The sequence below is a fragment of the Vagococcus sp. WN89Y genome (assembly GCF_052220145.1).
Lineage (GTDB): Bacteria > Pseudomonadota > Gammaproteobacteria > Enterobacterales > Enterobacteriaceae > Kosakonia.
On the sequence record NZ_JBQPOM010000019.1, the window covers coordinates 1 to 18415 of the forward strand.

Annotated in this window: 18 protein-coding genes and 1 pseudogene; 15 read left to right on the forward strand and 4 right to left on the reverse strand. The window is 54.8% G+C overall.

Features of this window, described 5'->3' with window-relative positions:
• A pseudogene (locus ACTU3N_RS06690) lies at positions 1–634 on the forward strand (IS3 family transposase); the annotation flags it as partial.
• A gap of 37 nt (positions 635–671) precedes the next feature.
• On the opposite strand, the gene ACTU3N_RS06695 reads toward ACTU3N_RS06690, so the two are convergent.
• Together ACTU3N_RS06695 and crfC are read right to left on the reverse strand one after the other, a co-directional pair.
• Positions 672–1544, reverse strand: a complete 873-nt coding sequence (locus ACTU3N_RS06695) for a diguanylate cyclase regulator RdcB family protein (RefSeq protein WP_443085361.1) — start codon at positions 1542–1544, stop codon at positions 672–674.
• Positions 1541–3895 carry a clamp-binding protein CrfC gene (crfC, locus tag ACTU3N_RS06700; RefSeq protein ID WP_443085362.1) on the reverse strand — a complete coding sequence of 785 codons (2355 nt, stop codon included), beginning with the start codon at positions 3893–3895 and terminating at the stop codon, positions 1541–1543. Before crfC ends, ACTU3N_RS06695 begins: the two co-directional genes overlap by 4 nt.
• A gap of 606 nt (positions 3896–4501) precedes the next feature.
• On the opposite strand from crfC, the gene ACTU3N_RS06705 reads away from it, so the two are divergent.
• The 13 genes from ACTU3N_RS06705 (at position 4502) to ACTU3N_RS06765 (ending at position 13708) form a co-directional block, all read left to right on the forward strand.
• Positions 4502–4837, forward strand: coding sequence for a zinc ribbon domain-containing protein YjdM (locus tag ACTU3N_RS06705; protein WP_443085363.1), 336 nt, complete (start codon positions 4502–4504; stop codon positions 4835–4837).
• A gap of 88 nt (positions 4838–4925) precedes the next feature.
• Positions 4926–5369 carry a VOC family metalloprotein YjdN gene (gene yjdN, locus ACTU3N_RS06710; RefSeq protein ID WP_443085364.1) on the forward strand — a complete coding sequence of 148 codons (444 nt, stop codon included), beginning with the start codon at positions 4926–4928 and terminating at the stop codon, positions 5367–5369.
• 191 nt (positions 5370–5560) lie between these two features.
• Positions 5561–6292 (forward strand): phosphonate metabolism transcriptional regulator PhnF, encoded by a 732-nt coding sequence (gene phnF / locus ACTU3N_RS06715; RefSeq protein WP_443085365.1) that lies wholly within the window; start codon positions 5561–5563, stop codon positions 6290–6292.
• Positions 6293–6745: a phosphonate C-P lyase system protein PhnG gene (gene phnG / locus ACTU3N_RS06720; RefSeq protein WP_443085366.1), complete on the forward strand. Its 453-nt coding sequence runs from the start codon at positions 6293–6295 to the stop codon at positions 6743–6745. It begins immediately after the preceding gene.
• The gene (phnH, locus tag ACTU3N_RS06725; RefSeq protein WP_443085367.1) at positions 6742–7326 is read left to right on the forward strand and encodes a phosphonate C-P lyase system protein PhnH; all 585 of its coding nucleotides are present in this window, start codon (positions 6742–6744) and stop codon (positions 7324–7326) included. The genes phnG and phnH overlap by 4 nt, the downstream gene beginning before the upstream one ends.
• Entirely contained in the window at positions 7326–8390 is a 1065-nt protein-coding gene (locus ACTU3N_RS06730; protein WP_443085368.1) for a carbon-phosphorus lyase complex subunit PhnI, read from the forward strand. The genes phnH and ACTU3N_RS06730 overlap by 1 nt, the downstream gene beginning before the upstream one ends.
• Positions 8383–9231: an alpha-D-ribose 1-methylphosphonate 5-phosphate C-P-lyase PhnJ gene (locus ACTU3N_RS06735; RefSeq protein WP_443085369.1), complete on the forward strand. Its 849-nt coding sequence runs from the start codon at positions 8383–8385 to the stop codon at positions 9229–9231. Before ACTU3N_RS06730 ends, ACTU3N_RS06735 begins: the two co-directional genes overlap by 8 nt.
• On the forward strand, positions 9228–9986 hold the full coding sequence (phnK, locus tag ACTU3N_RS06740) for a phosphonate C-P lyase system protein PhnK (protein WP_443085370.1): 759 nt from the start codon (positions 9228–9230) through the stop codon (positions 9984–9986). Before ACTU3N_RS06735 ends, phnK begins: the two co-directional genes overlap by 4 nt.
• 10 nt (positions 9987–9996) lie before the next feature.
• On the forward strand, positions 9997–10683 hold the full coding sequence (phnL, locus tag ACTU3N_RS06745) for a phosphonate C-P lyase system protein PhnL (protein WP_443085371.1): 687 nt from the start codon (positions 9997–9999) through the stop codon (positions 10681–10683).
• Positions 10680–11816 (forward strand): alpha-D-ribose 1-methylphosphonate 5-triphosphate diphosphatase, encoded by a 1137-nt coding sequence (gene phnM, locus ACTU3N_RS06750; RefSeq protein WP_443085372.1) that lies wholly within the window; start codon positions 10680–10682, stop codon positions 11814–11816. Before phnL ends, phnM begins: the two co-directional genes overlap by 4 nt.
• The gene (gene phnN, locus ACTU3N_RS06755) at positions 11816–12364 is read left to right on the forward strand and encodes a ribose 1,5-bisphosphokinase (protein ID WP_443085373.1); all 549 of its coding nucleotides are present in this window, start codon (positions 11816–11818) and stop codon (positions 12362–12364) included. The genes phnM and phnN overlap by 1 nt, the downstream gene beginning before the upstream one ends.
• Positions 12365–12413: 49 nt before the next feature.
• Positions 12414–13172, forward strand: a complete 759-nt coding sequence (phnP, locus tag ACTU3N_RS06760) for a phosphonate metabolism protein PhnP (RefSeq protein WP_443085374.1) — start codon at positions 12414–12416, stop codon at positions 13170–13172.
• A gap of 200 nt (positions 13173–13372) precedes the next feature.
• On the forward strand, positions 13373–13708 hold the full coding sequence (locus tag ACTU3N_RS06765; protein WP_443085375.1) for a low molecular weight protein tyrosine phosphatase family protein: 336 nt from the start codon (positions 13373–13375) through the stop codon (positions 13706–13708).
• A gap of 5 nt (positions 13709–13713) precedes the next feature.
• Here the strand turns inward: ACTU3N_RS06765 and yjdP are convergent, their stop codons facing one another.
• The gene (gene yjdP / locus ACTU3N_RS06770; RefSeq protein ID WP_443085376.1) at positions 13714–14052 is read right to left on the reverse strand and encodes a DDRRRQL repeat protein YjdP; all 339 of its coding nucleotides are present in this window, start codon (positions 14050–14052) and stop codon (positions 13714–13716) included.
• A 70-nt stretch (positions 14053–14122) separates the two neighbouring features.
• Positions 14123–15562: a bifunctional metallophosphatase/5'-nucleotidase gene (locus ACTU3N_RS06775; protein WP_443085377.1), complete on the reverse strand. Its 1440-nt coding sequence runs from the start codon at positions 15560–15562 to the stop codon at positions 14123–14125.
• A 693-nt stretch (positions 15563–16255) separates the two neighbouring features.
• On the opposite strand from ACTU3N_RS06775, the gene fdhF reads away from it, so the two are divergent.
• Positions 16256–18403 (forward strand): formate dehydrogenase subunit alpha, encoded by a 2148-nt coding sequence (fdhF, locus tag ACTU3N_RS06780; protein WP_443085378.1) that lies wholly within the window; start codon positions 16256–16258, stop codon positions 18401–18403.
• The last annotated feature ends 12 nt before the right edge of the window (positions 18404–18415 follow it).

Genomic DNA, 18415 nt, shown 5'->3' on the forward strand with positions numbered 1-18415 from the left:
CGCTTTATTATCACTTAAAGACAATGAAGCACGCGGAAAAATATCAGCATGTCAGGGAGAAAATCACCGCAATATATCAATACCATAAAGGTCGGTATGGTTACCGCCGCATCACACTGGCACTCAGACGTTGTGGTTATCTGATTAATCACAAAACTGTTCAGCGACTGATGGGGAATATGTCCCTGATGGCAGTAATCCGGGTAAAGAAGTACCGTTCCTGGAAAGGTCAGGTTGGTGTGGTTGCCCCCAACATTCTCAGACGTGACTTCAGGGCAAAAAGCCTAATGAAAAATGGGTAACGGATGTCACTGAATTCGCCGTAAATGGTGAGAAACTTTATCTTTCACCGCTGCTGGACGTGTTTAACGGCGAGGTCATATCGTACAGTCTGTCAGAAAGACCTGTGATGGGGCTGGTACACACAATGCTGGAGAAGGCGTTCCTGAGGCTGAATCCTGGCGACACACCTTTGCTTCATTCAGATCAGGGCTGGCAGTATCAGATGGCAGCTTATCAGGGAAAATTAAAAGCTAAGGGCGTGCTCCAGAGTATGTCGAGGAAAGGTAATTGCCTGGATAATGCGATGGCTGAAAGTTTTTTTAGCACGCTCAAGTCAGAGTGTTTTTATCTGNAGGGGCTTTTTGTTTGATTAAGCAAAATGGCGGCGTTTATCCGTTTTCAAACACTTCATCGACCATCGCCGTCGCCAGGCGCACAGCGGAACACAGCCGCGGCATACCGAGCGCGACGGGTTGCCAGCTCTGCGTTACCGACCAGCAAATCGGCTGACGCTCTGCATCGCACCACTCCCCCAGCCAGCCCAGCAAATCTTTATAATCCATTAACCCCGGCGTGGACGGAATCGATAGCCACTGATGATAATAGTGCCGCGTAGTGATGGCAGCATCGATTCCCTGGGCGAGAAACTCTGCGGCCATCACGCGCAGATTATCTTTCAGCATCTTCGCCACATCCGCACTTGCCAGGCGACAGGCATCGCCAAAAGCGCCCCAACGTAACTCTTCCAGCGCCACGTAACAGCGCCCGGCCATTGACCAGCCGCTGTAGTTCCCGACTCGCCAGTGGTTAAAGACCTGCTCGCTATGATGGCCCGCCTGCACTGCCAGCCCACGCCGGGTCAACGCTTTCTCTTTCCACGCGGCCCGCTGGCTGAAATGCTCCGCCAGTTCGTCAAGCTGCCGGGCGGCGGGGTTGGCCGGGCGGCTGACGGCCTGCTGCATAGCGCTAAGCCGCTGGGTAATACGGGTCAAGGCCAGATGCCCAGGGTCACGCGTGCTGGCCAGCTTTTCCGCCAGACCTAAACGCAAGACTGCGTTTTCGTTGAGCATGCCGGACATCGCCCACGGACGCAGCTGCGTTTGCGCCATTATCTCCTGCGTTAACCGCTCGCGAAATGCCTGCTGTTGCGGCACGCCGGGTGCCTGGCGCGGGTTATCGTTGCCCTGCACCACATCTACGATAAATTTTGGGTAGATACATTCCAGTACCCTTCCCGGCCCATCCAGTAGTCTATTTTTCATGGTTGATCTGCTGCGAACAGGGTTTGTATATCATCGCGTAACAGACGTGCATCCTCATGGATCCAGCCAGCCGTCCTGATGCAGTTCTGCAAATGCTGCTGCAAAGCCTGCACGGATGATTCATTTTGCTGACGTATCGCCAGGCTATCACGCAGGCTTTCCTGCAATCCCTCCAGGCTTAATGAAAATTCCGCGAAAAACGTCGCCATCCCTGCTGACACGGAAATGTTCACCTGGGCGGCTAACGCTTTACGGATTTGCGCAAAAAAGTGGATAACATGATCGGTTAATTTCTTATGCAATGACGCCACATCGATCACGTAACGGGTACGGGTCGCCACATAATCGTCCCATCCCCAGCCAGGGTTATTGAGCCAGCGCGAGACCGTCTCTCGCATCGTCCCGCTTCGTGACGCCTGCCCGGCAGGGAGATCTTCCTCGGCGATCACGTCATTAAACAGCGCGCGGGTATTGAAGTTAAGCATGCTCGGCTGAAACGCGGGAAAAGTGATCCGTGTGCGAAACCCCGCATGATTCAGCTCTTCTTTAATACGCGTCTCGATCGGGCGCATCGCATCATTGAGCGAGCGTGCAAGCGTGGTTTCCAGTTCATCAAAACGTTGCGCCAGCTCGCGACTGATACGCTCCTGCGCCACCAGCAGAATGGTTTCGCAACCGGAGCGGATTTTGCTGAGCGCACTCTGCGCTTTGCTTTCATTTTCCAGCACCAGCTGCCCTGGCGTGTAGCTGTTCCCATACGGCTGATTCTCATGGTTTTCATTCACCATCTCGCTGACCCGACCGCCATAAAACCAGGCATCAATCGCTTCAACAATTTCAAACTGCTGCCCGTGGAGCCAGGTCTCCGCAGCCGCCAGCGCGCCTTCGACCTCATGGGAGACCTCGTCGCCAACGCTCTGCTGACGAGTTCGCAGCAGCGCCATATCCTCTTCGAGCCGCGCAATATTGTGCTCCAGCTGTTCACAGGCAACACTCAGTCCCTGATAGCGAAAATCGAGGTATTCCCGCGCGCTTTGCGTGTAATTGAGAAGCTTATGCGAGGCCGATCGCAGCGCAAACAGTGAGGCGTTTGCGTGAGCGGCCAGCAACAGTTTGCGGATCGGTTTCTCAAAGAGAGAATCCTCCCACAACAGATCGGCGGCGTGCCGGATATGCTCCGGATCGTCCAGATCGGCGCTTCGCCAGCGGCGGCCCAGCGCAGCTTCGGCAAAGTCCTGCACCCAACGCTGCTCTTGCGGGTTCGGTAATCGCCCATGATTGCGCAACTCATGGCGCGCGCGGTTCGCCAGGTATCCCCACATAGAGGAGACGGGAAAGATCTGCGACGGGTTAATATGCCCTTTCATTAATGTGCCGGAGATCATGGTGCGCACCTGATCTTCGTCGTCGCTGTTACGATCTTTCTGATCGAATTTATTCACCAGCGCATAGAGCGGCACCGAGCGGCCAACGGCAGAAATCGCCAGCCGCACTTCTTCATCAGAAATGGATTTAAGTTGGGTGTAATCCATAACGGCCAGCACCGCAGAAGCGCGCGCTAGCTGCTCGCTGAGCATTTTTTGCAGATGCGGCTGCCCGGATTCGTTCGGCCCCGGCGTGTCGAGCAGCGTCAGCTGGCCCGCCTCATTCTCAAGCCCGGCAAGATGCACAAACTCAACTTCAATCACCGGAATATGTTCGATAGCGGCATAGGCTGAAAACGGGAAGTCCACATCCAGTGCTTTTGACAAGCGCACCAGATCGTTAAGACTTTTTAAGCAGTGGAAAATAGGCTGCGCGCCGAGATAGTGCTTATCAAAAGCGCCTCCTTGCTCAATACGCTCCAGCAGCGCGGCCATGTCTTTGTCGATTTCCAGCTTTTGCGCCAGCTCTTCGCGACAATAATTCACCAGCCGCGCCTGTAGCTGTTGGGTCAGCGCGTCGATAGGCCCGACATGGGAAAAATGTAACACCGGCTCTTTCTGGCCTGGCGTGTGGCGAATCAGCGTCGGCAAAGCCGTCATCGGGCGGTTGCGGTTGGGCAGCACCTCTTTTCCCACGATAGCGTTAATCGTGGTCGATTTTCCCGCTTTCATCGTGCCGACAATAGCCAGCACCATTTCCAGTCGGGTGATTTTTCGTAGCTCGTTTTGTAATGTTGCTTGTTGCGCTTCAATACCGCGCGCCGTGAAATGTAATGGTAGAACATTTATGCCTTCAACGTTACCGATAACATTTTTTTCATCTAACGATGCGACCGGCATTTTTGTCAGTGCCAAAAGATTCTGTAATGAAAGCTGTAAAAGCCTTTCAGCCTCCTGGCTTAATTCAAAAATAGTTTGTGTGTGCATATTAAAAATCTTTCCTTAACGCAAATTTATTACTTGTTATTAAGCCGCGTTGGTTTATTAATGAAGTTGCGACTTTTATAATTACGTGTGGAAAATACTTATAAATAGATAACTCTCTGATGAGATTCAGAAAAATATATTTTGCTTACAAAAAATGTAGCCGTGTTCCTCCGGTGGAAAACCAGAGTTTCTTAGAGCGTAGCTCATTTTTAGAAACAATCAGGATATATCGTCATTTATTTTACCCAACCCCTGAAGAGGTAATATCTGCCGGTGCTGGCAGCGCCTACGGGTATGACTGTTCGTTAGCAAATAACAACTTTGCGACATCCCACAATATAGGAATTATTATTAGCTGGCAATTTCATCCAGGAAATATCATGAATATTTGGCATTAGTATTTTCTCCATTTTTTTGCTTTCTATTAGCATCGCTTAACCGAATGACAGGTTATGTCAGCACCTTTTTCTTTATATTTTTCTGAAAAAGAAATAATAACACCGGCAATTGTACGGTTTTGTTGTATAATTGCGGCCTTTTCAGGCCATGTGCCTTTTTGTTGCCGGTCACGTCCGGTTTTGTGTGTACTTTTTGAGGAAACATCCTATGCAACTTCCCCACTGCCCAAAATGTAATTCCGAATACACTTACGAAGATAACGGCATGTACATTTGCCCGGAATGCGCCTACGAATGGAACGACGCGGAACCCGCTCAGGATGCAGATGTATTAATCGTTAAAGATGCCAACGGTAATCTGCTGGCGGATGGCGACAGCGTCACCGTAATTAAGGATCTGAAAGTTAAAGGGAGTTCATCCATGCTGAAGATTGGCACTAAGGTGAAGAATATTCGCCTGGTGGAAGGCGATCATAATATTGATTGTAAAATTGATGGCTTCGGGCCGATGAAACTCAAGTCTGAGTTCGTTAAAAAGAACTAACCTGCTGCGGGAAGCCCTCTTCCCGCCGTTCATTTTTTAACCACACGAACTATACTTACTGGCTACGTTCATTACCAGGATAATGATCATGCCGCTTAGCCCTTACCTCTCTTTCTCTGGTCAATGCAATCAAGCCATTGATTTCTACCAACAAGCCTTACAGGCCGAGCTGACCTACAAAATTACCTTCGGCGAAATGCCAAAACCTCCTGACGAGGAGTACGAAGACGGCTGCGCATCCGGCCAGCCATTTTCTGAGCGTGATATCGCCCATGCGAATTTACGCATTGCCGGGAGCGACATCATGCTCAGCGACGGCAAGCCAAACGATGCCGCCTGGGCCGGGTTTACGCTAAGCCTGTCTACCGATGATATCGCACAAGGAAAAGCCTGGTTCGACGCACTCGCCGCCAGCGGGCGCATTACGATGCCGTGGCAGGAAACCTTTTGGGCACAGGGCTTCGGGATGGTCACCGACAAGTTTGGCGCCCCATGGATGGTCAATGTCGCTAAACCCATGAGCGACGCATAATTGACGACCTTCGGCGGGAGCGCCTCACAGCTCCCGCTTTTCATTCATCTCTTCGCCGCGAAAACTTCATCCGCCAGCAATCATTACATAACCGAAATGAAACAATAAATCGCCAGCATAAAGCCCATGAATGAAGGCTTGCTGCTGTTCATCAGCCTTCTGAATACATCTTTTTCGATGGTGAGGCTTTGATGACCATGCACCTATCCAGACATCCGACCACTTTCCCCACCCGCTACCAGGAGATTGCCGCCAGGCTGGAGCAGGAGCTGCGCAGTAACTACCGTTGCGGCGACTGGCTACCGGCGGAACATCAACTGGCCGCGCGTTTTGAGGTAAATCGCCACACCTTACGTCGCGCTATCGATCAGTTAGTGGAAAAAGGCTGGGTACAGCGCCGCCAGGGAATTGGCGTACTGGTGCTGATGCGCCCGTTCGATTACCCGCTTAATGCACAGGCGCGGTTCAGCCAGAATCTACTCGACCAGGGCAGCCACCCGACCAGCGAACGCATGCTGGCGGTACTGCGCCCGGCATCCAGCCACGTGGCGGACGCGCTGGGCGTGCGTGAAGGCGACAACGTTATCCACCTGCGCACCCGCCGCCGCGTTAACGGCGTCGCACTGTGCCTTATCGATCACTATTTCTCCGACTTGAGCCTGTGGTCGCTGCTGCAACAGTTTACCAGCGGTTCGCTGCACGACTTTCTACGCGAGCAGGCAGGCATCAGCCTGAAACGAACCCAGACACGCATCAGCGCCCGGCGCGCGCAGGCAAAAGAGAGCCGCTGGCTGGAGATCCCCAACATGGCGCCGCTGCTGTGCGTGCGCACCCTTAATCACCGTGACGGCGAGAAAAACGCAACGGAGTACTCCGTAAGCCTGACGCGCGCCGACATGATCGAATTTACGATGGAGCACTGAATGCACTTCGATACCCCGACGCGCCAGCGCTGGATGGCGGCGCTGTCACACTCCACACCGGAGATGCTGCGCGCGCACATGCGCACGCTTGGCCTTGCCCCCGATTATGAGCTGGTGCGCGCGCCGCAAACCGGGCTGGTACAAATCCAGGCCCGCATGGGCGCAACCGGCGAACGCTTCTTACCGGGCGATGCCACCTTAACGCGCGCCGTTATCAAACTGGCGAGCGGCACGCTGGGATTTAGCTGGGTACTCGGGCGCGATAAAGGCCATGCCGAGCGCTGCGCCGTCTGCGATGCCCTGCTGCAAGAGCCGGATGACTTTCAGACATTAATGGAAACGCTGATTACCCCACTGGAAGCCTGGCGCGCCGCGCGTATTCAGGCGCGCCAGGCCGAGATCAACACCAGCCGGGTCGACTTTTTCACCCTGGTTCGCGGAGATAGCGCATGACCTTACAACCTGCCTTCGCCTCGGCGGTACACGATGCCCAACACTGTTTCCGCCGCCTGTTAAAAGCCATGAGCGAACCGGGCGTGATTGTCTCGCTACCGCAGCTTAAGCACGGCTGGCCGCCGCTCAACCCGGCCTCCACCAGCGTATTGCTCACCCTGGTGGATAACGACACCCCTGTCTGGTTGTCAGAGGCTGTGAGTAACGACCTGATACGGCAAAACCTGCGTTTTCACACCGGCGCGCCGCTGGTAGACCAGCCAGGGCAGTCGCTGTTTGCCGTTGCCGATTACACCCTCAGCGCCCTGCAGCTTAGCGAGCTGCCCGCAGGCTCGGTGGTCAGCCCGGAAAACAGCGCCACCCTGATTTTGCAGCTCCCGGCGTTAAGCGGCGGACGTATGTTGCGCCTCACCGGGCCGGGAATTCAGGAGGAGCGCATGATTGCCCCGCAACTGCCGGAGTGCATAACCGATGAGTTTACCGATCGCCCGCACGCGTTCCCGACCGGAATCGACGTCATTCTTACCTGTGGCGATCGGGCGCTGGCGATACCGAGAACCACGCTTGTGGAGGTGTGCTGATGTACGTTGCGGTCAAGGGGGGCGAGAAGGCGATAGCCGCCGCCCATGCGCTCCAGGCGCAGAAACGCCGTGGCGACGTGGCGCTGGTGGAACTGAGCGTCGCGCAAGTCGCTGAACAACTGCATCTGGCGGTAGACAGGGTGATGACCGAAGGCGGTATCGCCGATCGCGAACTGGCTGCGCTGGCGCTTAAACAGGCGAGCGGTGACAACGTCGAAGCAATCTTTCTGCTGCGCGCCTACCGCACAACGCTGCCGCGCCTTGCGGTCAGTGAACCTGTCGACAGCAGCAAAATGCGCCTGGAGCGCCGTATCTCAGCAATTTATAAAGATATTCCCGGCGGCCAGTTGCTCGGCCCCACCTACGATTACACCCACCGTTTGCTCGATTTTACCCTGCTCGCCGAAGGAGAAACCTCTGCGCTGCAAACAGGGGAAGCCAGTGCGCAGGATGCGCCGCATGTGTTTGAGTTGCTGATCAAAGAAGGGCTGGCGAAAGCGGAGCAGGAGAGCGGCGCAACGCCAGACGACATCACCCGCCAACCGCCGGTTTACCCCTGCTCGCGCGCCTCGCGTTTGCAGCAATTAACGCGCGGTGACGAAGGTTATTTGCTGGCGCTGGCCTACTCTACCCAGCGCGGCTACGGGCGTAATCACCCCTTTGCCGGGGAGATCCGCAGCGGTTATGTCGCCATCAATATTGTGCCCGAAGAGCTGGGTTTTGCGGTAAACGTCGGCGAACTGCTGATAACTGAGTGCGAAATGGTTAATGGTTTCGTCGCCCCTCAGGACGAGGAGGCGCACTTTACCCGTGGCTACGGGCTGGTGTTTGGCCTGAGCGAGCGCAAAGCGATGGCGATGGCGCTACTCGATCGCGCCCTGCAAGCCGCCGAGTACGGTGAAGCCGTTACCAGCCCGGCGCAGGACGAAGAGTTTGTCCTCGCCCATGCCGACAACGTAGAGGCGGCAGGGTTTGTCTCGCACCTCAAACTGCCTCATTACGTCGATTTCCAGGCGGAACTGGACCTGCTCAGACAACTGCAACAGGAGAAGCGCCGTGGCTAACTCGCTGACCGGTTACAACTTTGCCTTTCTTGATGAGCAAACCAAACGCATGATCCGCCGCGCGCTATTAAAAGCCGTCGCGATCCCCGGCTTCCAGGTGCCGTTCGGCGGGCGCGAAATGCCGATGCCTTACGGCTGGGGAACCGGAGGAATTCAAATCACCGCCAGCGTGATTGGCGAAGAAGATGTGCTGAAAGTTATCGATCAGGGCGCGGACGACACCACCAACGCGGTGTCAATTCGCCAGTTTTTTACCCGTGTTACCGGCGTTGCCACGACGGAGCGCACCGTGGACGCCACGCTTATCCAGACGCGCCACCGCATCCCGGAAACCGCCCTTCGCGAAGATCAGATCCTCATCTACCAGGTTCCCATCCCGGAGCCGCTGCGTTTTATCGAACCGCGCGAAACCGAAACCCGCACCATGCACGCGCTGGAAGAGTATGGCGTGATGCAGGTGAAGCTGTATGAGGACATTGCGCGCTTTGGTAACTTCACCACCCGCTACGCCTGGCCGGTGAAGGTGAACAATCGCTACGTGATGGATCCGTCGCCGATCCCGGCATTTGATAACCCGAAAATGCACCGTATGCCAGCCTTGCAGCTCTTTGGTGCCGGGCGTGAAAAACGGATTTATGCCGTGCCGCCGTGGACGAAGGTCGAAAGCCTTGATTTTGCCGATTACCCCTTCGCGCCGCAAAAGTGGGATCACCCCTGCGCGATTTGCGGCTCAACCCATAGCTACCTCGATGAGGTGGTGCTGGATGATACCGGCACGCGGATGTTCGTCTGCTCCGATACCGATTTCTGCCGCCAACAGAGCGAGGCTTTGCATCAATGACTCAACCGCTGCTTTCGGTAAATCACCTCACCCATCTTTACGCGCCGGGTAAAGGTTTTATGGATGTGTCATTCGACCTGTGGCCTGGCGAGGTGCTGGGCATTGTTGGCGAGTCCGGTTCCGGTAAAACCACGCTCCTGAACACGCTGTCCGCCCGCCTGGCGCCGCAACAGGGGCAAGTTATCTACAAAGCGCGCGATCTGTATGCATTAAGTGAAGCCGGGCGCCGCCGCCTGCTGCGCACCGAATGGGGCGTCGTGCACCAGCACCCTCTCGATGGCCTGCGCCGCCAGGTCTCCGCCGGGGGAAACATCGGCGAGCGCCTGATGGCTATCGGCGCGCGGCACTATGGCGATATTCGCGCCAGCGCGCAGCAGTGGTTAAACGATGTGGAGATCCCCCCTTCGCGCATTGATGATTTACCCACCACGTTTTCCGGCGGTATGCAGCAACGTCTGCAAATCGCCCGCAACCTCGTCACTCGCCCGCAGCTGGTGTTTATGGATGAGCCAACCGGCGGGCTGGATGTCTCGGTACAGGCGCGCCTGCTGGATATGCTGCGCGGGCTGGTGGTGGAAATGAACCTGGCGGTGGTGATGGTGACCCATGATTTGGGTGTCGCACGCTTGCTGGCGCACCGCCTGCTGGTGATGCAGCAAGGTCGGGTGGTGGAAAGTGGCTTAACCGATCGCGTGCTTGACGATCCGCATCACCCTTACACCCAGTTGCTGGTCTCCTCTGTGCTGCAAAATTAAGGAGTTGTCGATGAATGTATTGCGTGTAGAGAACGTCAGCAAAACCTTTGTTCTGCATCATCAAAACGGCGTCCGCCTGCCGGTGCTGCATGAGACCTCCCTTTCTGTTGATGCCGGTGAGTGTGTGGTGCTGCACGGGCACTCCGGCAGCGGTAAATCCACGCTTTTGCGCTCGCTGTACGCCAACTATCTGCCCGACGCCGGGCATATCCATGTGAAACATGGCGACGAGTGGGTGGATCTGGTGCAGGCTCCCGCGCGTAAAGTGCTGGAAGTTCGCCGCCAGACCCTCGGCTGGGTCAGCCAGTTTCTGCGCGTCATCCCCAGGGTGAGCGCGCTGGATATTGTGATGCAGCCGCTGCTGGAACAGGCCGTCGCGCGAGAGCGTTGCGCGCAAAAAGCAGGCGAGCTGCTCACGCGCCTGAATGTGCCTGAACGCTTGTGGTCCCTCGCTCCGGCCACCTTCTCCGGCGGCGAGCAGCAGCGCGTTAACATTGCCCGTGGCTTTATTGCCGACTACCCGATCCTGTTACTTGATGAACCAACTGCTTCGCTGGATGCGAAAAATAGCGCTGCCGTCGTTGAACTGATCGCGCAAGCCAAAGCGCGCGGCGCGGCGATTGTTGGCATTTTCCACGATGACGCGGTGCGTGAGCATGTCGCCGACCGTCTCTATCCGATGGGAACACCCGTATGATTATCAATAATGTAAAACTGATCCTCGATGACGAGGTGGTTGAAGGATCGCTGGAAGTCCGTGATGGCATGATCCGCACATTTGCCCAGACGCCAAGCCGCCAGCCCGGCGCGCACGATGGCGAGGGCGGCTGGCTGCTGCCAGGGCTTATTGAGCTGCATACCGATAATCTGGATAAATTCTTCACGCCGCGCCCAAAAGTTGACTGGCCTGCGCACTCCGCAATGAGCAGCCACGACGCCCTGATGGTCGCCAGCGGCATCACCACGGTGCTGGATGCAGTCGCCATCGGCGATGTGCGCGATGGCGGCGATCGTCTGGAGAACCTGGAGAAGATGATTAACGCCGTGGAAGATACGCAAAAGCGTGGCCTGAATCGCGCCGAGCATCGGCTGCATCTGCGCTGTGAATTACCGCACCACACCACGCTGCCGCTCTTCGAGAAACTGGTTAACCGGGAATCGGTCACGCTGGTTTCGCTAATGGATCACTCCCCCGGCCAGCGTCAGTACGCCAGTTACGAGAAATACCGTGAATATTATCAGGGTAAGTACCATCTAACGGACGAACAGATGGACTGCTTCGAGCAGGAACAGCTGGCGCTGGCCGCACGCTGGTCGCAGCCAAACCGCCTGGCGATTGCCGCCGCCTGTCGCGCTCGCCAGATACCGCTCGCCAGCCATGACGACGCGACGCCTGAACATGTGGTGGAGTCGCATCAGTTAGGCAGCGCTATCGCGGAATTCCCCACCACGCTCGCGGCAGCGCAGGCCTCGCGCGAGCATGGGATGCGCGTATTGATGGGCGCGCCGAATATTGTGCGCGGCGGTTCCCACTCCGGCAACGTGGCGGCACACCAACTGGCGCAGCTTGGCCTGCTGGATGTGCTCTCGTCTGACTATTACCCCGCCAGCCTGCTGGACGCCGCCTTTCGCATCGCCGCAGACGAACAGAATGCGTTCACGCTCCCGCAGGCCATCCATCTGGTCACCAAAAACCCGGCACAGGCGCTGAATCTGAGTGATCGCGGGGTGATCGATGAAGGGAAACGCGCGGATCTGGTACTGGTTCATCACAAAGGTGATCACGTGCATATCGACCACGTATGGCGACAGGGCAAAAGGGTATTTTAATGGGAAGAGTGATCTGGCTGATGGGGCCATCCGGTGCCGGGAAAGACACCTTGCTGGCCGCGTTGCGCCAGCGTGAGTACCCGCAACTGCTGGTTGCGCATCGTTACATTACCCGCCCGGCGAGCGCCGGGAGTGAAAATTATATCGCCCTCAGTGAAAAAGAGTTTTTTACCCGCGCCGAGCAGCATTTGTTCACCCTGAGCTGGCATGCCAATGGCTTTTACTACGGTATCGGAGCGGAGATCGATCTCTGGTTACAGGCCGGTTTTGATGTGGTCGTCAACGGGTCGCGGGGGCATCTGGCGCAAGCGCAGGCGCAGTATGGCAGCCTGTTGCTGCCGGTCTATGTGCAGGTGTCGCTAGATATCCTGCGCCAGCGGCTGGAAAAGCGCGGGCGGGAAAACGCAGCCGAAATCGCCGCCCGGCTGGAAAGGGCGGCGCGTTATACGCCGAAAGCATGTTTAACGCTCAATAATGACGGAAGTTTGCTACAGTCAGTCGAGGGACTGGTTAAGCTGATACGCACGACACAAGGGAACAGTGCGTAAAAAGGTCAGCATAGCCGATGACGTTGACACATCCGCTGTGGAGGATGTTATGAGCCTGACAATTACCCTTCTTGGTACCGGTGGTGCGCAGTTAGTTCCGGTCTTCGGCTGCGAATGCGATGCCTGTGCTCGCGCCCGGCGAAATGCGGCATACCGCCGGGCGCCTTGTAGCGGCATGGTGCAGTTTAACGATGCAATAACACTGCTGGACGCCGGTATTCCTGATTTAATGGAGCAGTTTCCCGCCGGGCAGTTCCGGCAATTTTTGCTGACCCATTACCATATGGATCATGTGCAGGGGCTGTTTCCGCTGCGCTGGGGGGTGGGAAAGACGCTACCGGTTTACGGCCCGCCGGATGAGCACGGTTGCGACGACCTGTTTAAGCACCCCGGCCTGCTGGACTTCAGCCATACCGTCGAACCCTTTGTGGTATTTGACCTGCAGGGGTTACAGGTGACGCCGCTGCCGCTTAACCACTCAAAACTCACCTTTGGTTATTTGCTGGAAACCGCTCACAGCCGGGTGGCCTGGCTGACGGATACCGCCGGGCTGCCGGACAAGACCCAGAAGTTTTTACTGAACAATTGCCCGCAATTACTAGTGATTGATTGCAGCCATGAACCACGTAAACAGATTCCGAAAAATCACAACGATTTGAATGCCGTAATCGCCCTGAATGCGGCAATAAATTGTCCGCGAGTGATCCTAACGCATATCAGTCATGTCTTTGATCAATGGATGATGAAAAACCCGCTGCCTGCAGGGTTTGAAGCAGGTTATGATGGCATGCGGATTGTGCTGGATTAGCCAGTGTAATATGGATATATTCTTTCCGCTGTTTGTCATAACCTGGATGAGTACACGCCGCCAGAAATTGGGGTAATGGAAGGGTAAAGCGATCCTACTCATACCGACGATTGTTGCGGGCGACGCAACAGGGTCTTGATTACCCGCGTGTGACCAATAAGGAAATAGCACGACGCGGCATTGAAGAGTAATAACTTGCCATGAATGTGCTTTTTATTTGCAGCAGAAACCACTGGCGCAGCCCGACGGCAGAGCACGTCTTTCGCCGCTATCCGGGGCTGAATGCCCGCTCCGCCGGTACCCAACGCCAGGCGCGTAAAACCATTTCCCCCGCCATTCTTTCCTGGGCAGACGTTATTTGCGTCATGGAAGAGCAACACAAAAGCCGGTTACTGGCCGACTACAGCCGCCTGTTGCAGCATAAACCGGTGCATGTGCTCGATATTCCCGATCGCTACGCCTTTATGGACCCGGAACTGGTCGCGCTTCTGGAAGATATCGTTCCGCAGCGCCTGGGGTTACGCACGCCAGCATAGCGCGGCTAACGGTAATAGTCGTTTTCCAGCCTGCGCCGATCGTCTTCAAGCTGGCGCCGCTCCTGATCGAGCTGGTGCTGGCGATCGTCGAGCTGTTGTCGCCGGTCTTCCAGCTGCCTGCGGCGATCCTCGTACTGTCGGCGTCTTTCATCGCTTTGCCGCGACAATTCTGCGTCACGCCAGTCGTCATCGCGCCGGTCATCGTAGCGGCTCTCATCTGACTGATAAGCATCGCCAATCGCCCGCTGAATGTTATCTATCGCATCATTAAGAATGTCGGCGCGGGCCACTTGCCCACCGAGGAAAAACGCGCTGAAAAACAGCGCGGTAAGATAATATTTCATAAAGCCAGTCTCAAAAGGGGACTGGCTTTAACGTTAATTCAGGGTTGTACTAACGAGTAGCGGAGGAATCTCAATTCCCGCTATTGATAAACCGTATGCGCGTATCCGGTGTTGATAACACAGGGTGATTATTCACGTAATCAGTGAGCAGCGAAGCCATCGTCACATCATAGCGATCTTTGATTTTAATATCGCGGATCCCGTAATCACTGACCTGTTCGTTGCAGGCCACGCGGTACAGCTTGTCCGGGTCCAGCGGCATACCATTGACCTTTATCTCTTTCATACGCTGCCCGACCGGCAGAGAATAATCAACCATATAGGTCAGACCACTGACGTGCGCATAAGCTCCGGTTATCAGTTTTGTTTCCCGGTAATTATGCTCAAGAAAACCTCGTATCTGCCTGCCGCTCATTTCGCGTGTGACGAGTGGCAACGTGAAAGGGACGGCATTCAGCACCTGCCCGTATGAAACCGGGCCGGCTTCGATACTGTCACGCAAAAAAGCACCGACGGTGAACGCTACATCGGCCTGCGCATACTCACGCTCGGCATCGGCCAGTACGGAGCCAAGGCTGGTCTGCCCGGAGCGCACGCGCTCCCGTTTGCCATCCAGCGTCCAGGGCAGCGCCATCACGACACGGCTAAGGAGCCGCTCGCTTTTTGCTTGCTCTTCGTCAATATAGGCCTGAGTCTGCTTATCAACAGCAACTTTCATCAGCATGTTTTTATCCAGCAGGCGCTCATTCCACGCGATAATTTTTTTATCTTTGATGGTTAAGGTTAATTGCCCCAGATAGTCACCATATTGCCCGGCATTCACCATAATTGAATTGCCCAGCTGCGCCCCACCGTTCATCGCAATATGATCGTGACCATCGATAATGATATCAATATCCGGCACCGCCGCCGCCAGCTTATTAATATTCACATCCACATCCGTCTTGCCAAGATGCGCGAGCAAGACAATCACATCGACTTTGTTTTTAAGCTGCTCAACAGCATCTTTCACCGCGATGATCGGATCGCTGACAAGAAAACCGGCCAGTTTATTTTCCGTGGTCGCCACCATCGCATTAAGCGGCGAGACGCCAATAATCCCCACCGAGATATCGCCTATTTTTTTTATTATAAAAGGTTCAAATACTAATTTACCCTGGAACCAGACATTGGCAGAAATAAAAGGAAAGCGCGCTTTTTGGTGCAGCGCCAGCAAATTTTGCCCACCAAAAACAAAGTCGGCATTGCCCGGCGTAAACGCATCGTAGCCCATAGTATTCATGGCGTTGATATTCGTCGCACCCTCCGCGAGATCGCTTACCGGTACGCCACTGACGGCATCGCCGACATCGAGAAACAAGACATTATCCGCAGATTTACGAAACGCTTTCACGTAGCCGCTCATCTTACCGTAACCGATACCCTCTGCACTCATTCCCCGACCATGCGTATCCCCTGTGTGAAATACGGTTAGCGTCATTTCACTGGCATATAATGCAAATGAACTCATGATCATAACACCTGAAAGAAACCATTTTTTCACTTCAAATTCCTTTTATTTTCCCGGATGATATATTGTTAGTTTTATATACTTGTGCGATATATATAGATAAAAAAACTAAAGCACCGCCACCTTTCATTGTAAAAAGGTATAGGTATTTTAGGTTTAGCCTTAATTTAGTAGCAACCCTGCAAACACTAAGTTATAGGGCAGAAAGCAGAAGAACAAGCGTATTATTGGCAGGTCTGTGAAGCAGGTCACTTGAAAATAAAAAGATCAATAACGTTGATCAATAAGAATAATAAACCAGAACTATTCATAAAGATTAAATATTTAGTCCGAAGAATATGTTTCTCATGAAATATATTCATGCGGTTTTTTACCGTGTTATACCGCCGCACTTTGCGCGCGCGACCAGCCAGCATATTCCCCTGCTGACTAAACCTTTCCTTTCGCTCATAAGTTGCAAGAAATGATTCACCGCAATCGCACACGGCAGTGGAACCTCTCTTTTATAGCGTCTTTCGAGAGGCGCAGCATCTCGCCATACACGCCGCTTTCGACACGTCACTTTTGACGATTGCCTGCGTTTCGTCAGTACTCTGCCCAATTTTGCGCCGTATTATCGGTAAATATCCCCAATAACGATATGGCATAGAAGATGCATAATGGGGAGCGATTCTATTAACTGGAGCGAGTGTGATGAAAAAAGTCGTCACGGTTTGCCCGTATTGCGCCTCGGGTTGCAAAATCTACCTGGTGGTCGATAACGGCAAAATCGTTCGGGCAGAGGCAGCGCAGGGTAAAACCAATCAGGGGACGTTGTGCCTGAAAGGGTATTACGGCTGGGATTTTATTAATGATACCCAAATCCTGACGCCACGCCTGAAAAGCCCGATGATCCGCCGCCAACGAGGCGGCAAACTGGAGTCGGTCTCCTGGGAAGAAGCGCTGGATTATGTCGCCGGGCGTCTGAGTGCTATCAAAGAGAAATATGGCCCCGATGCTATCCAGACGACGGGTTCTTCTCGCGGTACGGGTAACGAAACCAACTACATAATGCAAAAATTTGCGCGCGCCGTTATTGGTACGAATAACGTCGATTGCTGCGCACGTGTCTGACACGGCCCTTCGGTTGCAGGTCTGCACCAGTCGGTCGGTAATGGCGCAATGAGTAATGCCATCAATGAAATCGATAACACAGATTTAGTGTTTATCTTTGGCTACAACCCGGCGGATTCTCACCCGATTGTCGCCAACCATATTATTCGCGCGAAACAGAACGGGGCGAAAATCATCGTCTGCGATCCGCGCAGAATAGAAACCGCGCGCATCGCCGATATGCACGTTGCGTTAAAAAACGGCTCGAATATCGCCCTGCTGAATGCTATCGGTCATGTCATTATCGAAGAGCAGTTGTACGACCAGGCGTTTGTTGCTACGCGTACCGAAGGCTTCGAAGCGTACCGAAAAATCGTTGAAGGCTATACGCCGGAATCGGTCGAAGATATTACAGGCGTGAGCGCAAAAACGATCCGTCATGCTGCGCGGATGTACGCGGGGGCGAAATCGGCAGCTATCCTGTGGGGCATGGGCGTGACCCAGTTCTACCAGGGTGTGGAAACCGTCCGCTCGCTGACCAGTCTCGCCATGCTGACCGGCAACCTCGGTAAACCCCATGTGGGCGTTAATCCGGTACGCGGTCAGAACAACGTTCAGGGTGCCTGTGATATGGGCGCGCTGCCGGACACCTATCCGGGTTACCAGTACGTGAAAGAAGAGGCTCACCGGGCGAAATTCGCCAAAGCCTGGGGCGTGGAGAGTCTGCCTGCGCATACGGGCTATCGCATCAGCGAGTTGCCGCATCGTGTGGAGCATGGCGAGGTGCGCGCAGCGTATATTATGGGCGAAGATCCGCTGCAAACGGATGCGGAGCTGTCGGCGGTGCGCAAGGCGTTCGACGAGCTTGAGCTGGTGATTGTGCAGGATATTTTCATGACCAAAACCGCAGCAGTGGCGGATGTCATTCTGCCGTCCACATCGTGGGGCGAGCATGAAGGGGTCTACACCGCAGCGGATCGCGGCTTCCAGCGCTTTTTTAAAGCGGTCGAGCCGAAGTGGGATCTGAAAACGGACTGGCAGATAATCAGCGAAATCGCGACGCGGATGGGTTATCCCATGCATTACAACAACACGCAGGAGATATGGGACGAGTTGCGTCACCTGTGCCCGGATTTTTACGGTGCTACCTATGAGAAAATGGGTGAGCTGGGCTACATCCAGTGGCCATGCCGTGATACATCGGATGCGGATCAAGGTACCTCTTATCTGTTTAAAGAGAAGTTTGATACCCCGAACGGGCTGGCGAAATTCTTTACCTGCGACTGGGTTGCGCCTATTGATAAGCTCACCGATGAGTATCCGATGGTGCTCTCCACGGTGCGTGAAGTCGGTCACTACTCCTGCCGCTCAATGACCGGTAACTGCGCCGCGCTCGCCGCGCTGGCGGATGAACCGGGCTATGCGCAGATTAACACGGAAGATGCAGCAAGGCTGGGTATTGAGGACGAAGCGCTGGTGTGGGTGCATTCTCGCAAGGGCAAAATCATCACCCGCGCGCAGGTTAGCGAGCGCCCGAACAGTGGTGCGGTGTATATGACCTACCAGTGGTGGATTGGCGCCTGTAACGAGCTGGTCACTGAAAACCTCAGCCCGATAACCAAAACGCCGGAGTATAAATACTGCGCCGTGCGCGTGGAGCCGATTGCCGATCAGCGCGCCGCCGAGCAGTATGTGATTGATGAGTACAGCAAGTTGAAAACCCGACTGCGTGAAAGCGCGATGGGTTAAGCACTCGCGGGC

Coding starts and splice junctions, on each gene's coding strand:
- phnK (WP_443085370.1), top strand. CDS start 9,228: ATGACTCAACCGCTGCTTTCGGTAAATCACCTCACCCATCTTTACGCG.
- ACTU3N_RS06695 (WP_443085361.1), bottom strand. CDS start 1,544: ATGAAAAATAGACTACTGGATGGGCCGGGAAGGGTACTGGAATGTATC.
- phnF (WP_443085365.1), top strand. CDS start 5,561: ATGACCATGCACCTATCCAGACATCCGACCACTTTCCCCACCCGCTAC.
- ACTU3N_RS06705 (WP_443085363.1), top strand. CDS start 4,502: ATGCAACTTCCCCACTGCCCAAAATGTAATTCCGAATACACTTACGAA.
- yjdN (WP_443085364.1), top strand. CDS start 4,926: ATGCCGCTTAGCCCTTACCTCTCTTTCTCTGGTCAATGCAATCAAGCC.
- phnL (WP_443085371.1), top strand. CDS start 9,997: ATGAATGTATTGCGTGTAGAGAACGTCAGCAAAACCTTTGTTCTGCAT.
- ACTU3N_RS06765 (WP_443085375.1), top strand. CDS start 13,373: ATGAATGTGCTTTTTATTTGCAGCAGAAACCACTGGCGCAGCCCGACG.
- ACTU3N_RS06730 (WP_443085368.1), top strand. CDS start 7,326: ATGTACGTTGCGGTCAAGGGGGGCGAGAAGGCGATAGCCGCCGCCCAT.
- yjdP (WP_443085376.1), bottom strand. CDS start 14,052: ATGAAATATTATCTTACCGCGCTGTTTTTCAGCGCGTTTTTCCTCGGT.
- crfC (WP_443085362.1), bottom strand. CDS start 3,895: ATGCACACACAAACTATTTTTGAATTAAGCCAGGAGGCTGAAAGGCTT.
- ACTU3N_RS06775 (WP_443085377.1), bottom strand. CDS start 15,562: ATGAGTTCATTTGCATTATATGCCAGTGAAATGACGCTAACCGTATTT.
- phnP (WP_443085374.1), top strand. CDS start 12,414: ATGAGCCTGACAATTACCCTTCTTGGTACCGGTGGTGCGCAGTTAGTT.
- phnH (WP_443085367.1), top strand. CDS start 6,742: ATGACCTTACAACCTGCCTTCGCCTCGGCGGTACACGATGCCCAACAC.
- phnN (WP_443085373.1), top strand. CDS start 11,816: ATGGGAAGAGTGATCTGGCTGATGGGGCCATCCGGTGCCGGGAAAGAC.
- phnG (WP_443085366.1), top strand. CDS start 6,293: ATGCACTTCGATACCCCGACGCGCCAGCGCTGGATGGCGGCGCTGTCA.
- phnM (WP_443085372.1), top strand. CDS start 10,680: ATGATTATCAATAATGTAAAACTGATCCTCGATGACGAGGTGGTTGAA.